Origin of the sequence: Vibrio splendidus, assembly GCF_002873455.1 — a bacterium.
In the GTDB taxonomy this organism is placed as follows: domain Bacteria; phylum Pseudomonadota; class Gammaproteobacteria; order Enterobacterales; family Vibrionaceae; genus Vibrio; species Vibrio splendidus_J.
In genome coordinates this window covers 91,102-104,506 of record NZ_MCUN01000014.1, presented here as the reverse complement: position 1 = coordinate 104,506, position 13,405 = coordinate 91,102, and the positions used below count along the sequence as shown (strand labels likewise).

At 43.5% G+C, this 13,405-nt stretch carries 12 protein-coding genes, 10 tRNA genes and 1 rRNA gene (1 of these 23 cut by a window edge); 5 read left to right on the top strand and 18 right to left on the bottom strand.

Annotated elements, in window-relative coordinates; translation table 11 throughout:
* The 3 genes from rrf to BCU75_RS14930 form a co-directional block, all read left to right on the top strand.
* Nucleotides 1–56: ribosomal RNA gene (gene rrf, locus BCU75_RS14940) — 5S ribosomal RNA — on the top strand (it extends 89 nt beyond the left edge of the window).
* A 30-nt stretch (nt 57–86) separates the two neighbouring features.
* A tRNA-Asp gene (locus tag BCU75_RS14935) sits at nt 87–163 on the top strand.
* 1,236 nt (nt 164–1,399) lie between these two features.
* Nucleotides 1,400–1,795: a DUF2391 family protein gene (locus BCU75_RS14930; protein WP_102353152.1), complete on the top strand. Its 396-nt coding sequence runs from the start codon at nt 1,400–1,402 to the stop codon at nt 1,793–1,795.
* Between the two features lie 345 nt (nt 1,796–2,140).
* Here the strand turns inward: BCU75_RS14930 and BCU75_RS14925 are convergent.
* The 13 genes from BCU75_RS14925 to mutY all read right to left on the bottom strand — a co-directional run bounded on the left by BCU75_RS14925 (nt 2,141) and on the right by mutY (nt 8,017).
* Nucleotides 2,141–2,216 (bottom strand) — tRNA-Asn (locus BCU75_RS14925).
* Between the two features lie 29 nt (nt 2,217–2,245).
* Nucleotides 2,246–2,321 (bottom strand) — tRNA-Thr (locus BCU75_RS14920).
* Nucleotides 2,322–2,357: 36 nt separating this feature from the next.
* Nucleotides 2,358–2,433: transfer RNA gene (locus BCU75_RS14915), tRNA-Asn, on the bottom strand.
* Between the two features lie 24 nt (nt 2,434–2,457).
* Nucleotides 2,458–2,533 (bottom strand) — tRNA-Thr (locus BCU75_RS14910).
* Nucleotides 2,534–2,589: 56 nt separating this feature from the next.
* Nucleotides 2,590–2,665: transfer RNA gene (locus tag BCU75_RS14905), tRNA-Phe, on the bottom strand.
* A 235-nt stretch (nt 2,666–2,900) separates the two neighbouring features.
* The gene (locus BCU75_RS14900; protein WP_076672340.1) at nt 2,901–4,526 is read right to left on the bottom strand and encodes a methyl-accepting chemotaxis protein; all 1,626 of its coding nucleotides are present in this window, start codon (nt 4,524–4,526) and stop codon (nt 2,901–2,903) included.
* Between the two features lie 381 nt (nt 4,527–4,907).
* Nucleotides 4,908–4,983 (bottom strand) — tRNA-Asn (locus tag BCU75_RS14895).
* Between the two features lie 56 nt (nt 4,984–5,039).
* Nucleotides 5,040–5,115 (bottom strand) — tRNA-Phe (locus BCU75_RS14890).
* A gap of 7 nt (nt 5,116–5,122) precedes the next feature.
* Nucleotides 5,123–5,198: transfer RNA gene (locus tag BCU75_RS14885), tRNA-Thr, on the bottom strand.
* 74 nt (nt 5,199–5,272) lie between these two features.
* Nucleotides 5,273–5,348, bottom strand: a tRNA-Phe gene (locus tag BCU75_RS14880).
* A gap of 103 nt (nt 5,349–5,451) precedes the next feature.
* On the bottom strand, nt 5,452–6,585 hold the full coding sequence (mltC, locus tag BCU75_RS14875) for a membrane-bound lytic murein transglycosylase MltC (RefSeq protein ID WP_065102928.1): 1,134 nt from the start codon (nt 6,583–6,585) through the stop codon (nt 5,452–5,454).
* Nucleotides 6,586–6,654: 69 nt separating this feature from the next.
* A complete protein-coding gene (locus BCU75_RS14870) occupies nt 6,655–6,927 on the bottom strand; it encodes an oxidative damage protection protein (RefSeq protein ID WP_010435637.1) in 273 nt (90 codons plus the stop codon).
* 28 nt (nt 6,928–6,955) lie between these two features.
* Nucleotides 6,956–8,017, bottom strand: coding sequence for an A/G-specific adenine glycosylase (gene mutY / locus BCU75_RS14865; protein WP_102353371.1), 1,062 nt, complete (start codon nt 8,015–8,017; stop codon nt 6,956–6,958).
* 165 nt (nt 8,018–8,182) lie between these two features.
* Here mutY and trmB point away from each other — a divergent pair, with 165 nt between their 5' ends.
* Nucleotides 8,183–8,902 (top strand): tRNA (guanosine(46)-N7)-methyltransferase TrmB, encoded by a 720-nt coding sequence (trmB, locus tag BCU75_RS14860; RefSeq protein ID WP_102474317.1) that lies wholly within the window; start codon nt 8,183–8,185, stop codon nt 8,900–8,902.
* 183 nt (nt 8,903–9,085) lie between these two features.
* Nucleotides 9,086–10,006 (top strand): glutaminase B, encoded by a 921-nt coding sequence (gene glsB, locus BCU75_RS14855; RefSeq protein ID WP_009847707.1) that lies wholly within the window; start codon nt 9,086–9,088, stop codon nt 10,004–10,006.
* A gap of 166 nt (nt 10,007–10,172) precedes the next feature.
* Here glsB and hemW read toward each other — a convergent pair whose 3' ends face one another.
* Genes hemW through BCU75_RS14830 form a run of 5 tightly spaced genes read right to left on the bottom strand, consistent with a single transcriptional unit; the run spans nt 10,173 to nt 13,346 of the window.
* Entirely contained in the window at nt 10,173–11,360 is a 1,188-nt protein-coding gene (gene hemW, locus BCU75_RS14850; RefSeq protein ID WP_102353372.1) for a radical SAM family heme chaperone HemW, read from the bottom strand.
* Entirely contained in the window at nt 11,360–11,959 is a 600-nt protein-coding gene (locus BCU75_RS14845) for an XTP/dITP diphosphatase (RefSeq protein ID WP_017080776.1), read from the bottom strand. Before BCU75_RS14845 ends, hemW begins: the two co-directional genes overlap by 1 nt.
* Before the next feature lie 49 nt (nt 11,960–12,008).
* Nucleotides 12,009–12,440, bottom strand: coding sequence for a DUF4426 domain-containing protein (locus tag BCU75_RS14840; RefSeq protein WP_102474316.1), 432 nt, complete (start codon nt 12,438–12,440; stop codon nt 12,009–12,011).
* A 28-nt stretch (nt 12,441–12,468) separates the two neighbouring features.
* A complete protein-coding gene (gene yggU, locus BCU75_RS14835) occupies nt 12,469–12,759 on the bottom strand; it encodes a DUF167 family protein YggU (protein WP_009847703.1) in 291 nt (96 codons plus the stop codon).
* Between the two features lie 29 nt (nt 12,760–12,788).
* Nucleotides 12,789–13,346 carry a YggT family protein gene (locus tag BCU75_RS14830; protein ID WP_017067798.1) on the bottom strand — a complete coding sequence of 186 codons (558 nt, stop codon included), beginning with the start codon at nt 13,344–13,346 and terminating at the stop codon, nt 12,789–12,791.
* Between the last annotated feature and the right edge of the window lie 59 nt (nt 13,347–13,405).

Genomic DNA, 13,405 nt, shown 5'->3' with positions numbered 1-13,405 from the left:
AATAGCGCCGATGGTAGTGTGGGGTTTCCCCATGTGAGAGTAGGACATCGTCAGGCTTAAATTGCATTATGCTGAATAGACACTGCGGAGTGGTAGTTCAGTTGGTTAGAATACCGGCCTGTCACGCCGGGGGTCGCGGGTTCGAGTCCCGTCCACTCCGCCACTTATTTAGAAGCCTCGCTAGAAATAGCGGGGCTTTTTTACATCTAAATAATTGTATTTTCCCTTCGAACGACGAGTCTCGCAAAGGGGCTGCCCGAAGTTCATAACGACGACCGTTTCATCAGTTATCAGAAAGCCTAGTCTTACGACGTTTCCAGTATTATATTTGGGGTTAAACTAAAGGCTTCCCAGAAATTTAATCACTGTTCAAAACGCTTTTTTAGAAATAGTGAGGCTTTCTACATTTTGAAAGTGAGCCTAGCTCATTGAGCGGCCATGCAATCTGGGTCATTTCAGCCCCTCTCATAAAATCAGCCTTTGCAGACTAAACTTGCCCTTTACTTGAATAAGGTTTCTCAGTGCGACCTGCAATCCCAATAGCTTGCAATGCCTCATATCTAGGTACTTATGGGGGAAGCTCTGTTATCAACAGCTGGGCTTTCTTACGATTCTAATCGAGAATGACTTAGATATGTTTTAACTGTCTATATAATTAGTTACTTAACTTATTAAGGGATCGTAATCGAAAGTGTGGAGTTATAGGGGGTTGTCCCTTGGTAAATCAAGTCGTGCAGGCTCATATACAGTATCCCTAACTGTCTACCGCTATATGAGATCTATTGATAGAGGGAATGCCCAGTTTCGTTTGGGTTGTGCCATCATGACTTCAGTTAGGTTATTACTATTGCTCTTTAATATTGGCAATGTGCTTGTCTACGAACTCGACTATCCTTTCGGTCGGAATTCTTTGATGAAGATAAGGCTCTCGCTGTGCGTTAGAAACCTATTTAGAGCGTGGTATAGCTTGTCGATATTAATAACGACTCCTAGTATGCATTAACCCTAAAGCCATTTTGAAGCGTATTTGAGCGCCTTGTTTCATTTGCTTAGTAAAGGCTACCAATTCCAGATATAGCATTTAAGTGACTAGCAATTTGTTGGTTTGCAGTTAATCATTAGAATAGCTGAGATTTGAAATGACAATGTTCGATCAATTAAATAGATAGAACATCTCCCGTATCCTAGCTTGGAGGATGAATCGATACACGTCTTTGCCTGTGAGTCATTTGATTTATTGCTTACTAGTTTAAGTTGTGTGTTGGTAAAGGCGACTAGTATAAGGTTACGCAAAGTTATCTTTGTTAGTTGGTAGCCCAAATTACTCAAGATTATGAACTGATAGTTTTGGGATTGGTTCGATAAACCGATTAAGCCCTAAAGTCTTAAAGGTAGCTCTATGAAATTAAGCTTTAACTTTGAAGATGCCAGCCAGATCTTTGTAGGATCTTTTGCTTTGGCCGTACCAATTTCTTTTTCTGAAGAGGCGTGGAAGTTAGGGGAGACTTTACCTACAACTAACTTGCTGCTGTTGTTTCTATTGTCTGCTGTATTCCTGGGTTTTTACACGTATGAGAGTGTATTTCAGAAAGATATTGTCGCTCGGTTGCCGGTGTTTATTTTCAGAATAGTTATTGCTTACGTCATGACAGCAATGGTCGTTGCTTTAGTGCTAACTTGTTTGGATAAACTCCCTTTATTAAGCGACCCAATTGTATCTATCAAAAGGGTTATCGTTATTTCCATGCCAGCGTCTATGGGAGCTATCGTGGTGGATAGTTTCGATAAAGAGTGAATCGTATGGCACTTCAACTTAAGCAGCCAACAGAGCCTTTCTAGAGCTTATTTGATTCTTTATTAAGTTGTCTTGTTTCCAGACTTAGTCGTTGATTTGCTCAGCCGAGATCTTCATCAATGACATAAATGGTAAGTATATTATGAGTGACTCTTATTTAAATGTGTTGCTGTTGCTAGGCTAGGGATTCAAAGCGAATTAAAAATGAAGCTTGGTAGTTTTGTAAGAGTATCAAACTGTTAGTTACTGAATCGAAAAAGGATTAGAGAGGGGAACGTACTTGCATGGAGAAATTCGGATCTTTAAATGCAAAAAGGCCGCATCAATGATGCGGCCTTTTCTAATTGGCTCCCCTTGCAAGACTTGAACTTGCGACATACGGATTAACAGTCCGCCGTTCTACCAACTGAACTAAAGGGGAATTGATTGTTTAGTCTCTAATCAAGAGAATGGTGCCGACTACCGGAATCGAACTGGTGACCTACTGATTACAAGTCAGTTGCTCTACCTACTGAGCTAAGTCGGCATCATGAATCAAAAAGCTTATGCTTGATGATTAACTTGGCTCCCCTTGCAAGACTTGAACTTGCGACATACGGATTAACAGTCCGCCGTTCTACCAACTGAACTAAAGGGGAATTATTCTTAAAGCTTTAAAGAAATGGTGCCGACTACCGGAGTCGAACTGGTGACCTACTGATTACAAGTCAGTTGCTCTACCTACTGAGCTAAGTCGGCACATAATATTTCTTTGTGCTTTACTGTTGTTGTCTAGGACACCAACAAATAAATTGTGGTGCCCGGAGGCGGAATCGAACCACCGACACGAGGATTTTCAATCCTCTGCTCTACCGACTGAGCTATCCGGGCGACGAGGTGTATTAAACGTGTTTTCGCGTTCTGGGTCAACATTAAATTGCAAAAAAAGTATTGTTTGATGTTTTTCTATACTTAGTGGGTTGTTTTTGTTCATTTGGGGCAAAAAACCTAGGTCTAGCATGCTCTAAAAGATAGTGAAAGTACGGTTAACTACACTGAATGGGCGTCGAAATAAAAAAAGCACGTATGAAAACGTGCTTTTATATTTAAGAATTTTGCTGAGAGTTTAGTGTTTTACTTCAAACCTATTAACCCAAGCTTCTAATTCATTAGAAAGAGAGGCGAGTGTTTGAGTGCTGTTATGACTTTCTGTCACTACATTACTCAGTTGGTTGCCACTTTCTTCGATCATATTGATACGCTTCGAAATATCATCACTCACCTGAGTCTGTTCAGCGGCGGCTGTCGCGATTTGATGACTCATTGATGAAATAGACTCTAACGCCACAACTATCTGTTGTAATGCTTCAGAGGCATTCTGGGACTCTGTTACGGTGCTTTCACTGGTAGTCGCACATACTTCCATAGTTTTTATCGCGTTACGAGAGCCTTCTTGAAGGTTATTGATCATTAGCTGGATTTCTTTGGTGCTTGACTGTGTTCGACCCGCAAGGTTGCGAACTTCATCTGCTACAACGGCAAATCCGCGACCTTGTTCACCAGCACGCGCCGCTTCAATTGCCGCATTCAGTGCTAGAAGGTTAGTTTGTTCTGCAATATCACCGATGACGTCTAAGACCTTAACGATGTTATGTACATCACTGTCTAAGTTAGCGACGGCTTCACTTGCTGTGCCGAGTTGGCCTGCCAGACCTTGAATGTTATCTACTGTGTTGTGAATTAGGCGCTGAGTATGTTGGCTCTGTTTATCAGCTTCGTCAGTATTACGCGCAGTATCGCCAGCTGAATCAGCAACGTTGTTGGCTGAAGAGGCCATTTCCGTCATAGCTGTCGCGATCATCTCAGTCGACTGTTGCTGAGTCTCGGTCAGCTGAGCTATGGAACCTGCACGATCTTCCACGCGCTGTAACTCACCTCTTAATGCCAGCATTGATGCATTAAGGTTTGAGACTAGCTCGGCTAACGACTTACTCATTTGTTGTACGGCGTGATAAATACTGCCGTTTATTGCCTGAGTTTCAAAAGAGGTTTGAATGCGGCCTTCTGCTACGGCTTGTACCGCTTCTCTTACATCTTTAGGCTCGCCGCCAAGAAGCGCTAGCATTCGCTTAATAGATACGATTAGGCTTGATAAAATAAGGCCAGCAATCACGACACATAGAAATAATTGCCATTGAGCCGTTGACCAGAAACGTGCATTGACTTCATTGAAGCCGATACCTGTGCCGACAACCCAACCCCAATGCGGGGTCTTCTCTGCAATAGACAGTTTTTCTTCAATCGTTCCGTCTGGAAGCTTTTGTGTCCAGGTGTATTCAATGATCTGGCCAGTGCGATTGCCAAGTACTCGTTGGATGAGTTGGCCAACGCTATTTCCATCACCGTCTTTAAAATCATTAAAGCTGGTTCCGTGTAGTTGTGGATCCAGAGGTGTCGCAACAAATGTCATGTTTTCATCTGCAACATAAACGTATTCATTGTCTTTATAGATGTTGTTACGCAGTAGGCGAGTAGCAAGTTGTTTAGCCTGTTGTTCTTCTAGAGTGCCATCAATAGCCATTTTTTCGACTTCAGTAAGAATGCTGTATGCGCTCTTAAATAGCTCTGTCACACGAGCTTTGTTGTCCATGTTACTAGCGACTCTCAAGGTCCATAAACCAGTAGCAGTTAGCGCCAGCAGAGCGATCAAGATGATGCCCGATAATAAGTAAGCTTGCGTTTTTAATTTCATATTTTCCTGCGTAGCGATTCAATAATTAGTATTAGATATAATTCATCGAATCTTAATCTAAGTCGTGTAGGGCAGATATCAGAAAGATATCAAAACATGATGAAGATTAAATTTACGAAGCAAAAAAAGTAACAGGCCGTCATTCTGTTTGTTTTTATGTGACGATACGCGGCTAAAGGTGCTTAATTTCAGAGGTGGTTTAGTTTGTATCGAGAGGGTTTGAACGAATTCAAGGATGGATACTGTCGAGATAGGAAAGGGGATGCTTTAACTTTATGGGCGTGATCAGGGCTTGATGTTGAGTTGGCGGCAATACTGAATAGAGTTAGCTTTTGCTCAAACAAAAAAAAGCCAAGTCTTTCGACTTGGCTTTCTTGAATGTGGCTCCCCTTGCAAGACTTGAACTTGCGACATACGGATTAACAGTCCGCCGTTCTACCAACTGAACTAAAGGGGAATTACTTGTCTTAACATCAGGTCTATAAAGACCATTATTTGTTAAGTACCAAATAATGGTGCCTCGAGGCGGAATCGAACCACCGACACGCGGATTTTCAATCCGCTGCTCTACCGACTGAGCTATCGAGGCAAAAGAATGGTGCCGACTACCGGAGTCGAACTGGTGACCTACTGATTACAAGTCAGTTGCTCTACCTACTGAGCTAAGTCGGCACACTAAATTCTTTATGCTTTTGTTCGTGTTGCTACTCCCTGTTAAAGAGTAATGACACCAACAAATCAAATTGTGGTGCCCGGAGGCGGAATCGAACCACCGACACGAGGATTTTCAATCCTCTGCTCTACCGACTGAGCTATCCGGGCAACGGAGCGCTATTAAACGGATTTTCTGCATAACCGTCAACACCTTTTTTGAAAATAATTAAAAAAAACGTTCGTTAGTTGTTTTTTTATTCAAAAGTGAGGCTTACGTTTTACCTTGGTTAAAATCTTTCTTGAATTTTGTTACTTTTTCTAAGTATCGACGCGACTCTTTGTTTGGGTGTTTCTTTGTCAGTGCCCAGTACGCTTGACTAGGTTGCAATGAGTTTAGGTCACGCATTGCCCGCTTTCTGTCCTTGCTGAAGGTATTGAGTACCCCACCAGTGCCACCGTTGTATGCTGAGATCATGCTGTATTCAAGTGTGGTTGGGTGTTGCACGTCCTTCAAATAACGATTTTTAAGGATGTAAAAGTACGCAGTGCCAGCATCTATGTTGTTTTCTGGATTGAATAAGTACTCAGGACTAGGCTCTCCAGGTTTCTTTTTGACGAGTTTAAAGACATCTCGGCCTGCCGTTTTTGGGACCACCTGCATAAGACCATAAGCATTCGCCCAGCTCACGGCGTATGGATTGAAACTGCTTTCTGTTTTGATGATTGCGTAAATCAAGTCTTCAGGAATGTCATAACGTTGAGATGCGCGACGAACGATATCGGCGTACTTATAGCTTCGTTTGCTGGCGTGATCGGCCACCATTGGAATTTCGACGTAATACGCTTTTTTAAAGTCGACTTCCTTGGTTTTTAGATTATTGGCGATCAGGTAATCAGCAAATTTGTTAGCACGCCATGTCCATTGGATAGGCTTCTTATCCTGATCAACGACTTGGTTATAGAGGAAAGGTTGACCTTCTAACTTGATGCTTTTGGAAGAGAATAGATCGACATTCGCAGGATCATCTGGCGTTAACAGTGTCGTCATTATTGCATTTTTGAGGTGCTTTTTAGGATCAGTTGAGGATACGGTTTCAACTGTGATTAGACCTTGGCTAAAGTTTACTTCTGAACGGCTCAAGTAATTATCTATGTATTTCACATAGTTACTCTTACCCGCCATCTTTACTTCACTGCTGCCCCAACGTTTTTGGATATTGCCAGAAAAGCTATTAATTAAAGAATCTAACGCCCCAGTGTCTTTTTCAAATTGACCGGGTAGCTCCGCTAAATTACTTACAAATCGGTTGGTTGGTTCGTAATTAACATCATAAATGCTTTCGACAAATTCACGACTGCACCCAGTTAACAACAAGGCTGTTAGGAAGTAACTTAGCTTTTTCATAGTTCCTCATACAAAAATGACATCGCAGCGTTAACCATGATGTCATTAAAATTTGCTTAAATAAATGTCTTATTCGCTTGGTGGAGTGTAGCCATCAATAACGACATCTTTACCTTCGAAAAGGAAGTTAACCATCTCAGTTTCAAGAAGTTTACGATGCTCAGGATCCATCATGTTTAGCTTCTTTTCATTGATAAGCATAGTTTGCTTGCTTTGCCATTGTCCCCAAGCTTCTTTAGACACGTTGTCAAAGATACGCTTACCTAAGTCACCTGGGTAAAGTTGAAAATCTAGGCCTTCAGCATCTTTTTGAAGGCGAGCACAAAATACAGTGCGGCTCATAGTGGTTCCTCTTATCGCGTTCGTTGATTCAAACGTCGTCGTTCAGTTCAAAGGGTAGGCTCTCAATAAGCTGCTTTACAGGAGCGGCTAGGCCAATTTCTTCCGGTTTTGATAAGTTATACCAGAGACCTTTAGTCCCTTCCATTATCAAATCTGGTTGTTTATCTAATTTTACTAATACAGGTGTGATATCTAAGTGGTAGTGGCTGAAAGTATGTCGAAACGCAATCATGGTCTTGATCGAATCGGTTTCATTGTCTTTGACCGAACGAAGATCTAACTGATGTTTGATCTCTGCGTTTTCATTTTGAGGGAAACAGAATAGTCCTCCCCAGATACCAGATTGAGGGCGTTGTTCGAGCCACACTTGATTGTCGTGGTACAGAATCACAAACCATGTTTCTTTTATCGGTTTTTCTTTCTTAGGCTTCTTGCCAGGGAAATCGAGCTGTTTATCGAGTTTCTTAGCTTCGCACATGCTTTCAATCGGGCACAACGTACATTTGGGCTTGCTACGAGTACAAACCATCGCCCCCATATCCATCATAGCTTGATTGTACTTATCAACATCTTGATTGGGAGTGTGTGCTTCTGCGTGTTCCCAAAGCTGGTTCTCGACTTTCTTTTGCCCAGGCCAACCTTCTACTGCAAAGCTTCTCGCCAAGGTGCGCTTGACGTTGCCATCAAGAATCGCATGAGGGAGTTTATGCACAGAGGACAGCACTGCAGCGGCAGTAGAGCGTCCAATACCCGGTAGCGCGTTCATTTCTTCGATAGAAAGCGGAAATTCACCACCGTATTGCTCGGCAACAATCTTGGCAGCCTTATGTAAGTTACGAGCTCGCGCGTAATAGCCAAGCCCTGTCCATAGGTGCAGCACCTCATCTTGTTCGGCGTTCGCTAGGTCAATAACCGTTGGAAAGCGTTCTAAAAAGCGCTGGTAGTATGGAATCACCGTGGCGACTTGAGTCTGCTGAAGCATGATTTCAGATAGCCAAACGGTGTAGGCGGTTTTGTTTTGTTGCCAAGGTAATTCTTTGCGCCCAAAGGCGTCATACCACTTTAATATGGCGGTTGCGAAAGGAGTCACGACATGCTCTATGCTTTGCTATTATTAGGAGTGAAATTGCACCACACTTACGGTTGGATGTAAAACAGACAAATTGTGTGGGAATTTATCCACGGAAAGACTTGCACCGGAGGCAATTCTTTGGATAATCCCCGCTTTGATTAATCAATGTGCAGGCAAAAATCAATGAGTGAAGTGACCACTAACGAATATACTGAAGACGGCAAACTGGTTCGTAAGATCCGTAGTTTTGTTCGCCGCGAAGGCCGCTTAACAAAAGGCCAAGAAAACGCGATGAACGAATGTTGGCCAACAATGGGTATCGACTACAACCCAGAACTTCTTAATTGGAAAGAAGTGTTTGGCAACGACAACCCTGTTGTACTAGAAATTGGCTTCGGTATGGGTGCATCACTGGTTGAAATGGCAAAGAATGCACCTGAGAAAAACTTCTTAGGTATTGAAGTTCATAGCCCAGGTGTTGGTGCGTGTTTAGGTACAGCTCGCGATGCTGGCGTAACTAACCTGCGTGTAATGTGTCACGATGCAGTAGAAGTATTTGAACACATGATCCCAGACAGCAGCCTGCATACACTGCAACTGTTCTTCCCTGACCCATGGCATAAAGCTCGTCACCACAAACGTCGTATTGTTAAAGCTGAGTTTGCAGAGATGGTTCGCGGTAAGCTGCAACTTGATACTGGTATTTTCCACGTGGCAACAGACTGGGAAAACTACGCAGAACATATGATTGAAGTGATGAACGTCGCTCCAGGCTTCAAGAATATCGCTGAAGATGGGGATTACATTCCTCGTCCAGACGAGCGCCCACTAACGAAATTTGAAGCTCGTGGCCACCGTTTAGGTCATGGTGTTTGGGATATCAAGTACAAGCGTACTAAGTAATTCTGAATAAAAAATGAAGGTGAGATCGGATTAAGATCTTAACCTTACATTTTATGGGATTGATAAAAGCCAACATTATTGTAATGTTGGCTTTTTTGTCCTTAGGCTTTTATTGCGATAAAGGTTTAAGGACAAAACTGAATGTCACACCCCTACAAAAATAACAATAAGAAGTAAGCTCACATGAAACCAACTCAAGCTATTTTAGCCGAGATTTTAGACGAAGTTCGTCCCTTAATTGGTCAGGGAAAGGTCGCTGACTATATTCCTGCATTAGCTCGCGTATCGAACCAGAAACTGGCGATTGCGGTATACACCAATGAAGGTGAAGTTATTCAAGCTGGTGATGCTGATGAAGCATTCTCAGTGCAATCTATCTCGAAGGCTTTAAGCCTGACGTTGGCGATGGTGTTGTATAAGCCTGAAGAGATATGGCAGCGAGTAGGAAAGGAGCCTTCAGGGCAAGCCTTTAACTCGATGATTCAGCTTGAGATGGAGCACGGCATTCCTCGTAATCCGTTTATTAATGCTGGCGCGATTGTCGTTGCCGATTTATTACAAAGCCGCCTATCAGCACCAAGACACCGTTTATTAGAATTTGTCCGTCAGCTATCAGGTGATACTCATATTGTGTATGACAAGGTTGTGGCGGCTTCTGAGATGATGCACAGCGATCGTAATGCTGCTATCGCTTATTTGATGCGTTCATTTGGTAATTTTGAGAACGATGTTATTCCTGTGCTCAACAATTACTTTCATGCTTGTGCGCTTAAAATGACCTGTGTTGACTTGGCGAAGACCTTTAGCTATTTGGCAAACAAAGGCGTGTCGGTTCAGACTAAGAAAGAGATCATCACGCCAGTTCAAACCAAACAGCTGAATGCTTTGCTTGCGACATGTGGTTTGTACGATGGAGCGGGAGAGTTTGCTTATCGTGTTGGTATGCCCGGGAAATCTGGTGTCGGTGGTGGGATTATTGCGATTGTTCCTGGCGAAATGACGATCGCGGTGTGGTCTCCGGAACTGGACGCATCGGGTAATTCACTGGCGGGAACTCAGGCTTTAGAATTGCTCTCTGAGCGTATTGGTCGTTCTATTTTTTAGAAGAAAGATGCGAGATGCGAGCACGGACTTCGTCCTATAGAGCGCTTCGCTTCGAGAAAGATTCTTACAATAAAAAGGGTTGACCCTAAAGCCAACCCTTACGCAATACTTCTCGAATCTCGAATCTCGAATCTCGAATCTCGAATCTCGAATCTCGAATCTCGAACTATTCGTCTTCTTCTGCCATAAAGGCTTCAAGTAAATCGTTTAAGAAGAGTTTTCCTTTTTCAGTGATCTGCCAATGAGTGTCGGTTTCATTCAAGTAGCCTAGCTCTTTTGCCCATTCAATAGTTTCTTGAATAGAGTCAAAATCAAGCCCAGTCGTATCAATGAAGTCTTGTTTTGGACACGCTTCCATTAGCCTGAAGCGGTTCATGAAGAACTCGAAAGGGCGGTCGTCATTAGGTACTTCAAGTTCATCCGACAGATAGGGCTTCACCAGATTCTGATACGCGGCTAGGTAGCCTCTAGGGTGTTTAACCTTAGTGGTGCGAACAATACGTCCATCTGCAAAGCTCAGCTTGCCATGAGAGCCACAGCCAATACCTAGGTAGTCACCAAAGCGCCAGTAGTTGAGATTATGCTGACACTGATATCCCGGCTTGCTGTAGCCTGAAATTTCGTACTGTACATAACCTGCGTCTGCGAGCTTCTTATGGCCTAAATCGAAGATATCCCAAAGGTCATCATCGTCAGGCAGCTTTGGCGTTTTGTAATAGAACATGGTGTTAGGTTCTATTGTTAGTTGATACCAAGACAAATGTGGAGGGTCGAGCTCGATCGCTTTGTCCAAATCAGCCAAGGCCTGATCAATGCTTTGATCGGGTAAGCCGTGCATTAGATCTAGGTTGAAGCTGTTCAATCCGATTTTATGCGCTAAGTGAGCTGCGTTGACCGCTTCATCTTGACCGTGAATACGCCCAAGCCTTTCCAGTTTCTCTTGCTCAAAACTTTGTACACCCACCGAGATTCGAGTAATGCCAGCCCTTTGGTACCCTGCGAAACGTTCAGCTTCAATGGTGCCAGGGTTGGCTTCCATGGTGATTTCTATTTCAGGTTTGAACGGGATGCGTTGTTCAATTCCTTGTAGTAATCGGCCTATCCCTTCTGGAGAAAATAGGCTTGGAGTTCCGCCACCAATAAAGATCGAATGCAATGGGCGAGGTGCGCCATTGAGTTGGTATTTTTCGATATCAGTATCGAGATCCTCAAGCAGAGCATCTATATACTCTTTTTCAGGAATCTCGGCTTTTAAAGCATGAGAGTTAAAATCACAATACGGACACTTTTGTACACACCATGGGATGTGGACATAGAGGCTGAGTGCGGGTGGTATTAGCGCTGCATTGTGCATTACAGAGCTTGCTCCTTGAGAGTCTTGAATAATGACGCGAGGGCTTTACCACGGTGTGACAGTTGCTTCTTACGTGACGATTCAAGCTCTGCTGAGGCGCAGTTATCTTCTGGTACAAAGAATACAGGATCGTAGCCAAAGCCATTCTCACCGTGTTCTTCAGTCAGAATGCGACCTTCCCATTTACCGTGACATACTAATGGAGTCGGATCGTTTTCGTGACGCATTAGCACCAATACACAGTGAAAACGAGCTGTGCGTTTTTCAACGTCGACACCTTGCATAGCATCTAACAGCTTTTCGATGTTTTGCTTATCAGTCGCCCCTTCACCTGAGTAACGCGCTGAGTAGATACCGGGTGCACCATTAAGGTAATCAACTTCTAAGCCGGAATCGTCAGCAATGGCTGGCAGCCCTGTTTCTTTCGCTGCATGGCGAGCTTTGATGATGGCATTTTCAATGAAAGTCGTTCCCGTTTCAGCGACTTCTGAAACGTTAAATTCACTTTGCGCGACAACGTCGAAACCAAACTCAGACAGAATATCTGCCATCTCGCGAACTTTGCCTTGGTTGCCTGTTGCTAAAACAATCTTACTCATGGGAATGTGGCTCTAAATAAGTTAATGACTAGAAAAGTGAGCGTTGAAACTACTCTTCTATATAGAATTTTTGTGTGAAACGTAGAGGTCCAGCCCCTTTCAAACCAGCATTGATATCGATGGTGAAAGTGATGTTCTCTTCGTGAGTGATAGGGAACTCAGCAAGGTAATAAATTGCATCACCTTCCTTTATTTCACGGAAGTTAAGCGTACGAGTATTGCCTACTAGGTTTCGTGCTGTTCCCGTAATTTTAGCCGTTGTTGCAGGCTTGCCGAGAGAAGCGTTGTCTAGCACGCTGATATTTAGAATCGCTGAGTATCCGTTTCGTTTCAGCTTATATTGCTTAGCGACTTGCGCAGTTAAAAACGTGGAATTGAAAGCCGAGTAATGAACCTCGACATCCTTGATACTTTTAAACTGTCCTGCCGAGCTTGGTAGGGCAATCAGAGCGGTGAGTAGTGCTGTTATCCATAGACGCATAATGACTCCAATAAATAGCAAAAAGCCATCATAGGATGGCTTTGACTTCAGTTGGGATCTGGCTTGGTGAGCATATTCGAACTTGCTTATGCCGACCGAGCTCTCCTTTTTCTATCTTAATTTGCCCTTTCGCGACCTTAAATTGTTTCGCAAGGTATTTCGCTAAATGAGCATTGGCTTTGCCATCAACCGGTGGTGCAGTAATGGCAATTTTCAGTTCCTCTCCGTGTAAGCCAACGATTTTATCGCGGCTTGCCTTGGGTTGGATATAGAGCCGAAGAAGAATATCGTCTTCTTCGGCCCAAACTGCTTTTGGCATCGTCAAAGTACCTGAGGTTCGTACTTGAATTATAGCTGATACCAAATAGGACCGATCATGTCGCCCATTAGGAAGTTCGCAAATTGCAGAACAATGAACAGAACCAGCACACTTAGGTCGAAGCCACCCATATCAGGAAGGATGCGGCGAATTGGAACTAGCATTGGTTCTGTTAATTGGTGGAATACGTATTCGATTGGGCTACGGCCTTGGCTAACCCAGCTCAGAATTGCACGGATTAGCAGAACCCAGAAAATTAAGCCACCAGCTGCTTTGAGCAGAGATAGTGCACCAAAGATCAGGAAGCTGATATCAAATACAGCCGCACCGCCAGAGATAATCAAGTTTAGAGCGACGAACTTAAGTACACACAGCACATAAGCGAATACAACCGTCGCAAGGTCAAGGCTGCCTATTGATGGAATAACTCGGCGTAGTGGGGCAACAACCGGTTGTGTCGCTTTTACGATAAATTGTGAGAACGGGTTGTAGAAATCTGCACGTGATGCTTGTAGCCAGATACGCAAGATCACAACCATGATGTAAAGATCAAAAACGGTCGAGATCAGAAAGCTCATCGAATTCATATTGTTTCCTTTTTCGGATTTACTTGCCGCTTAGGTATCACCTGAACGACACAATGCAT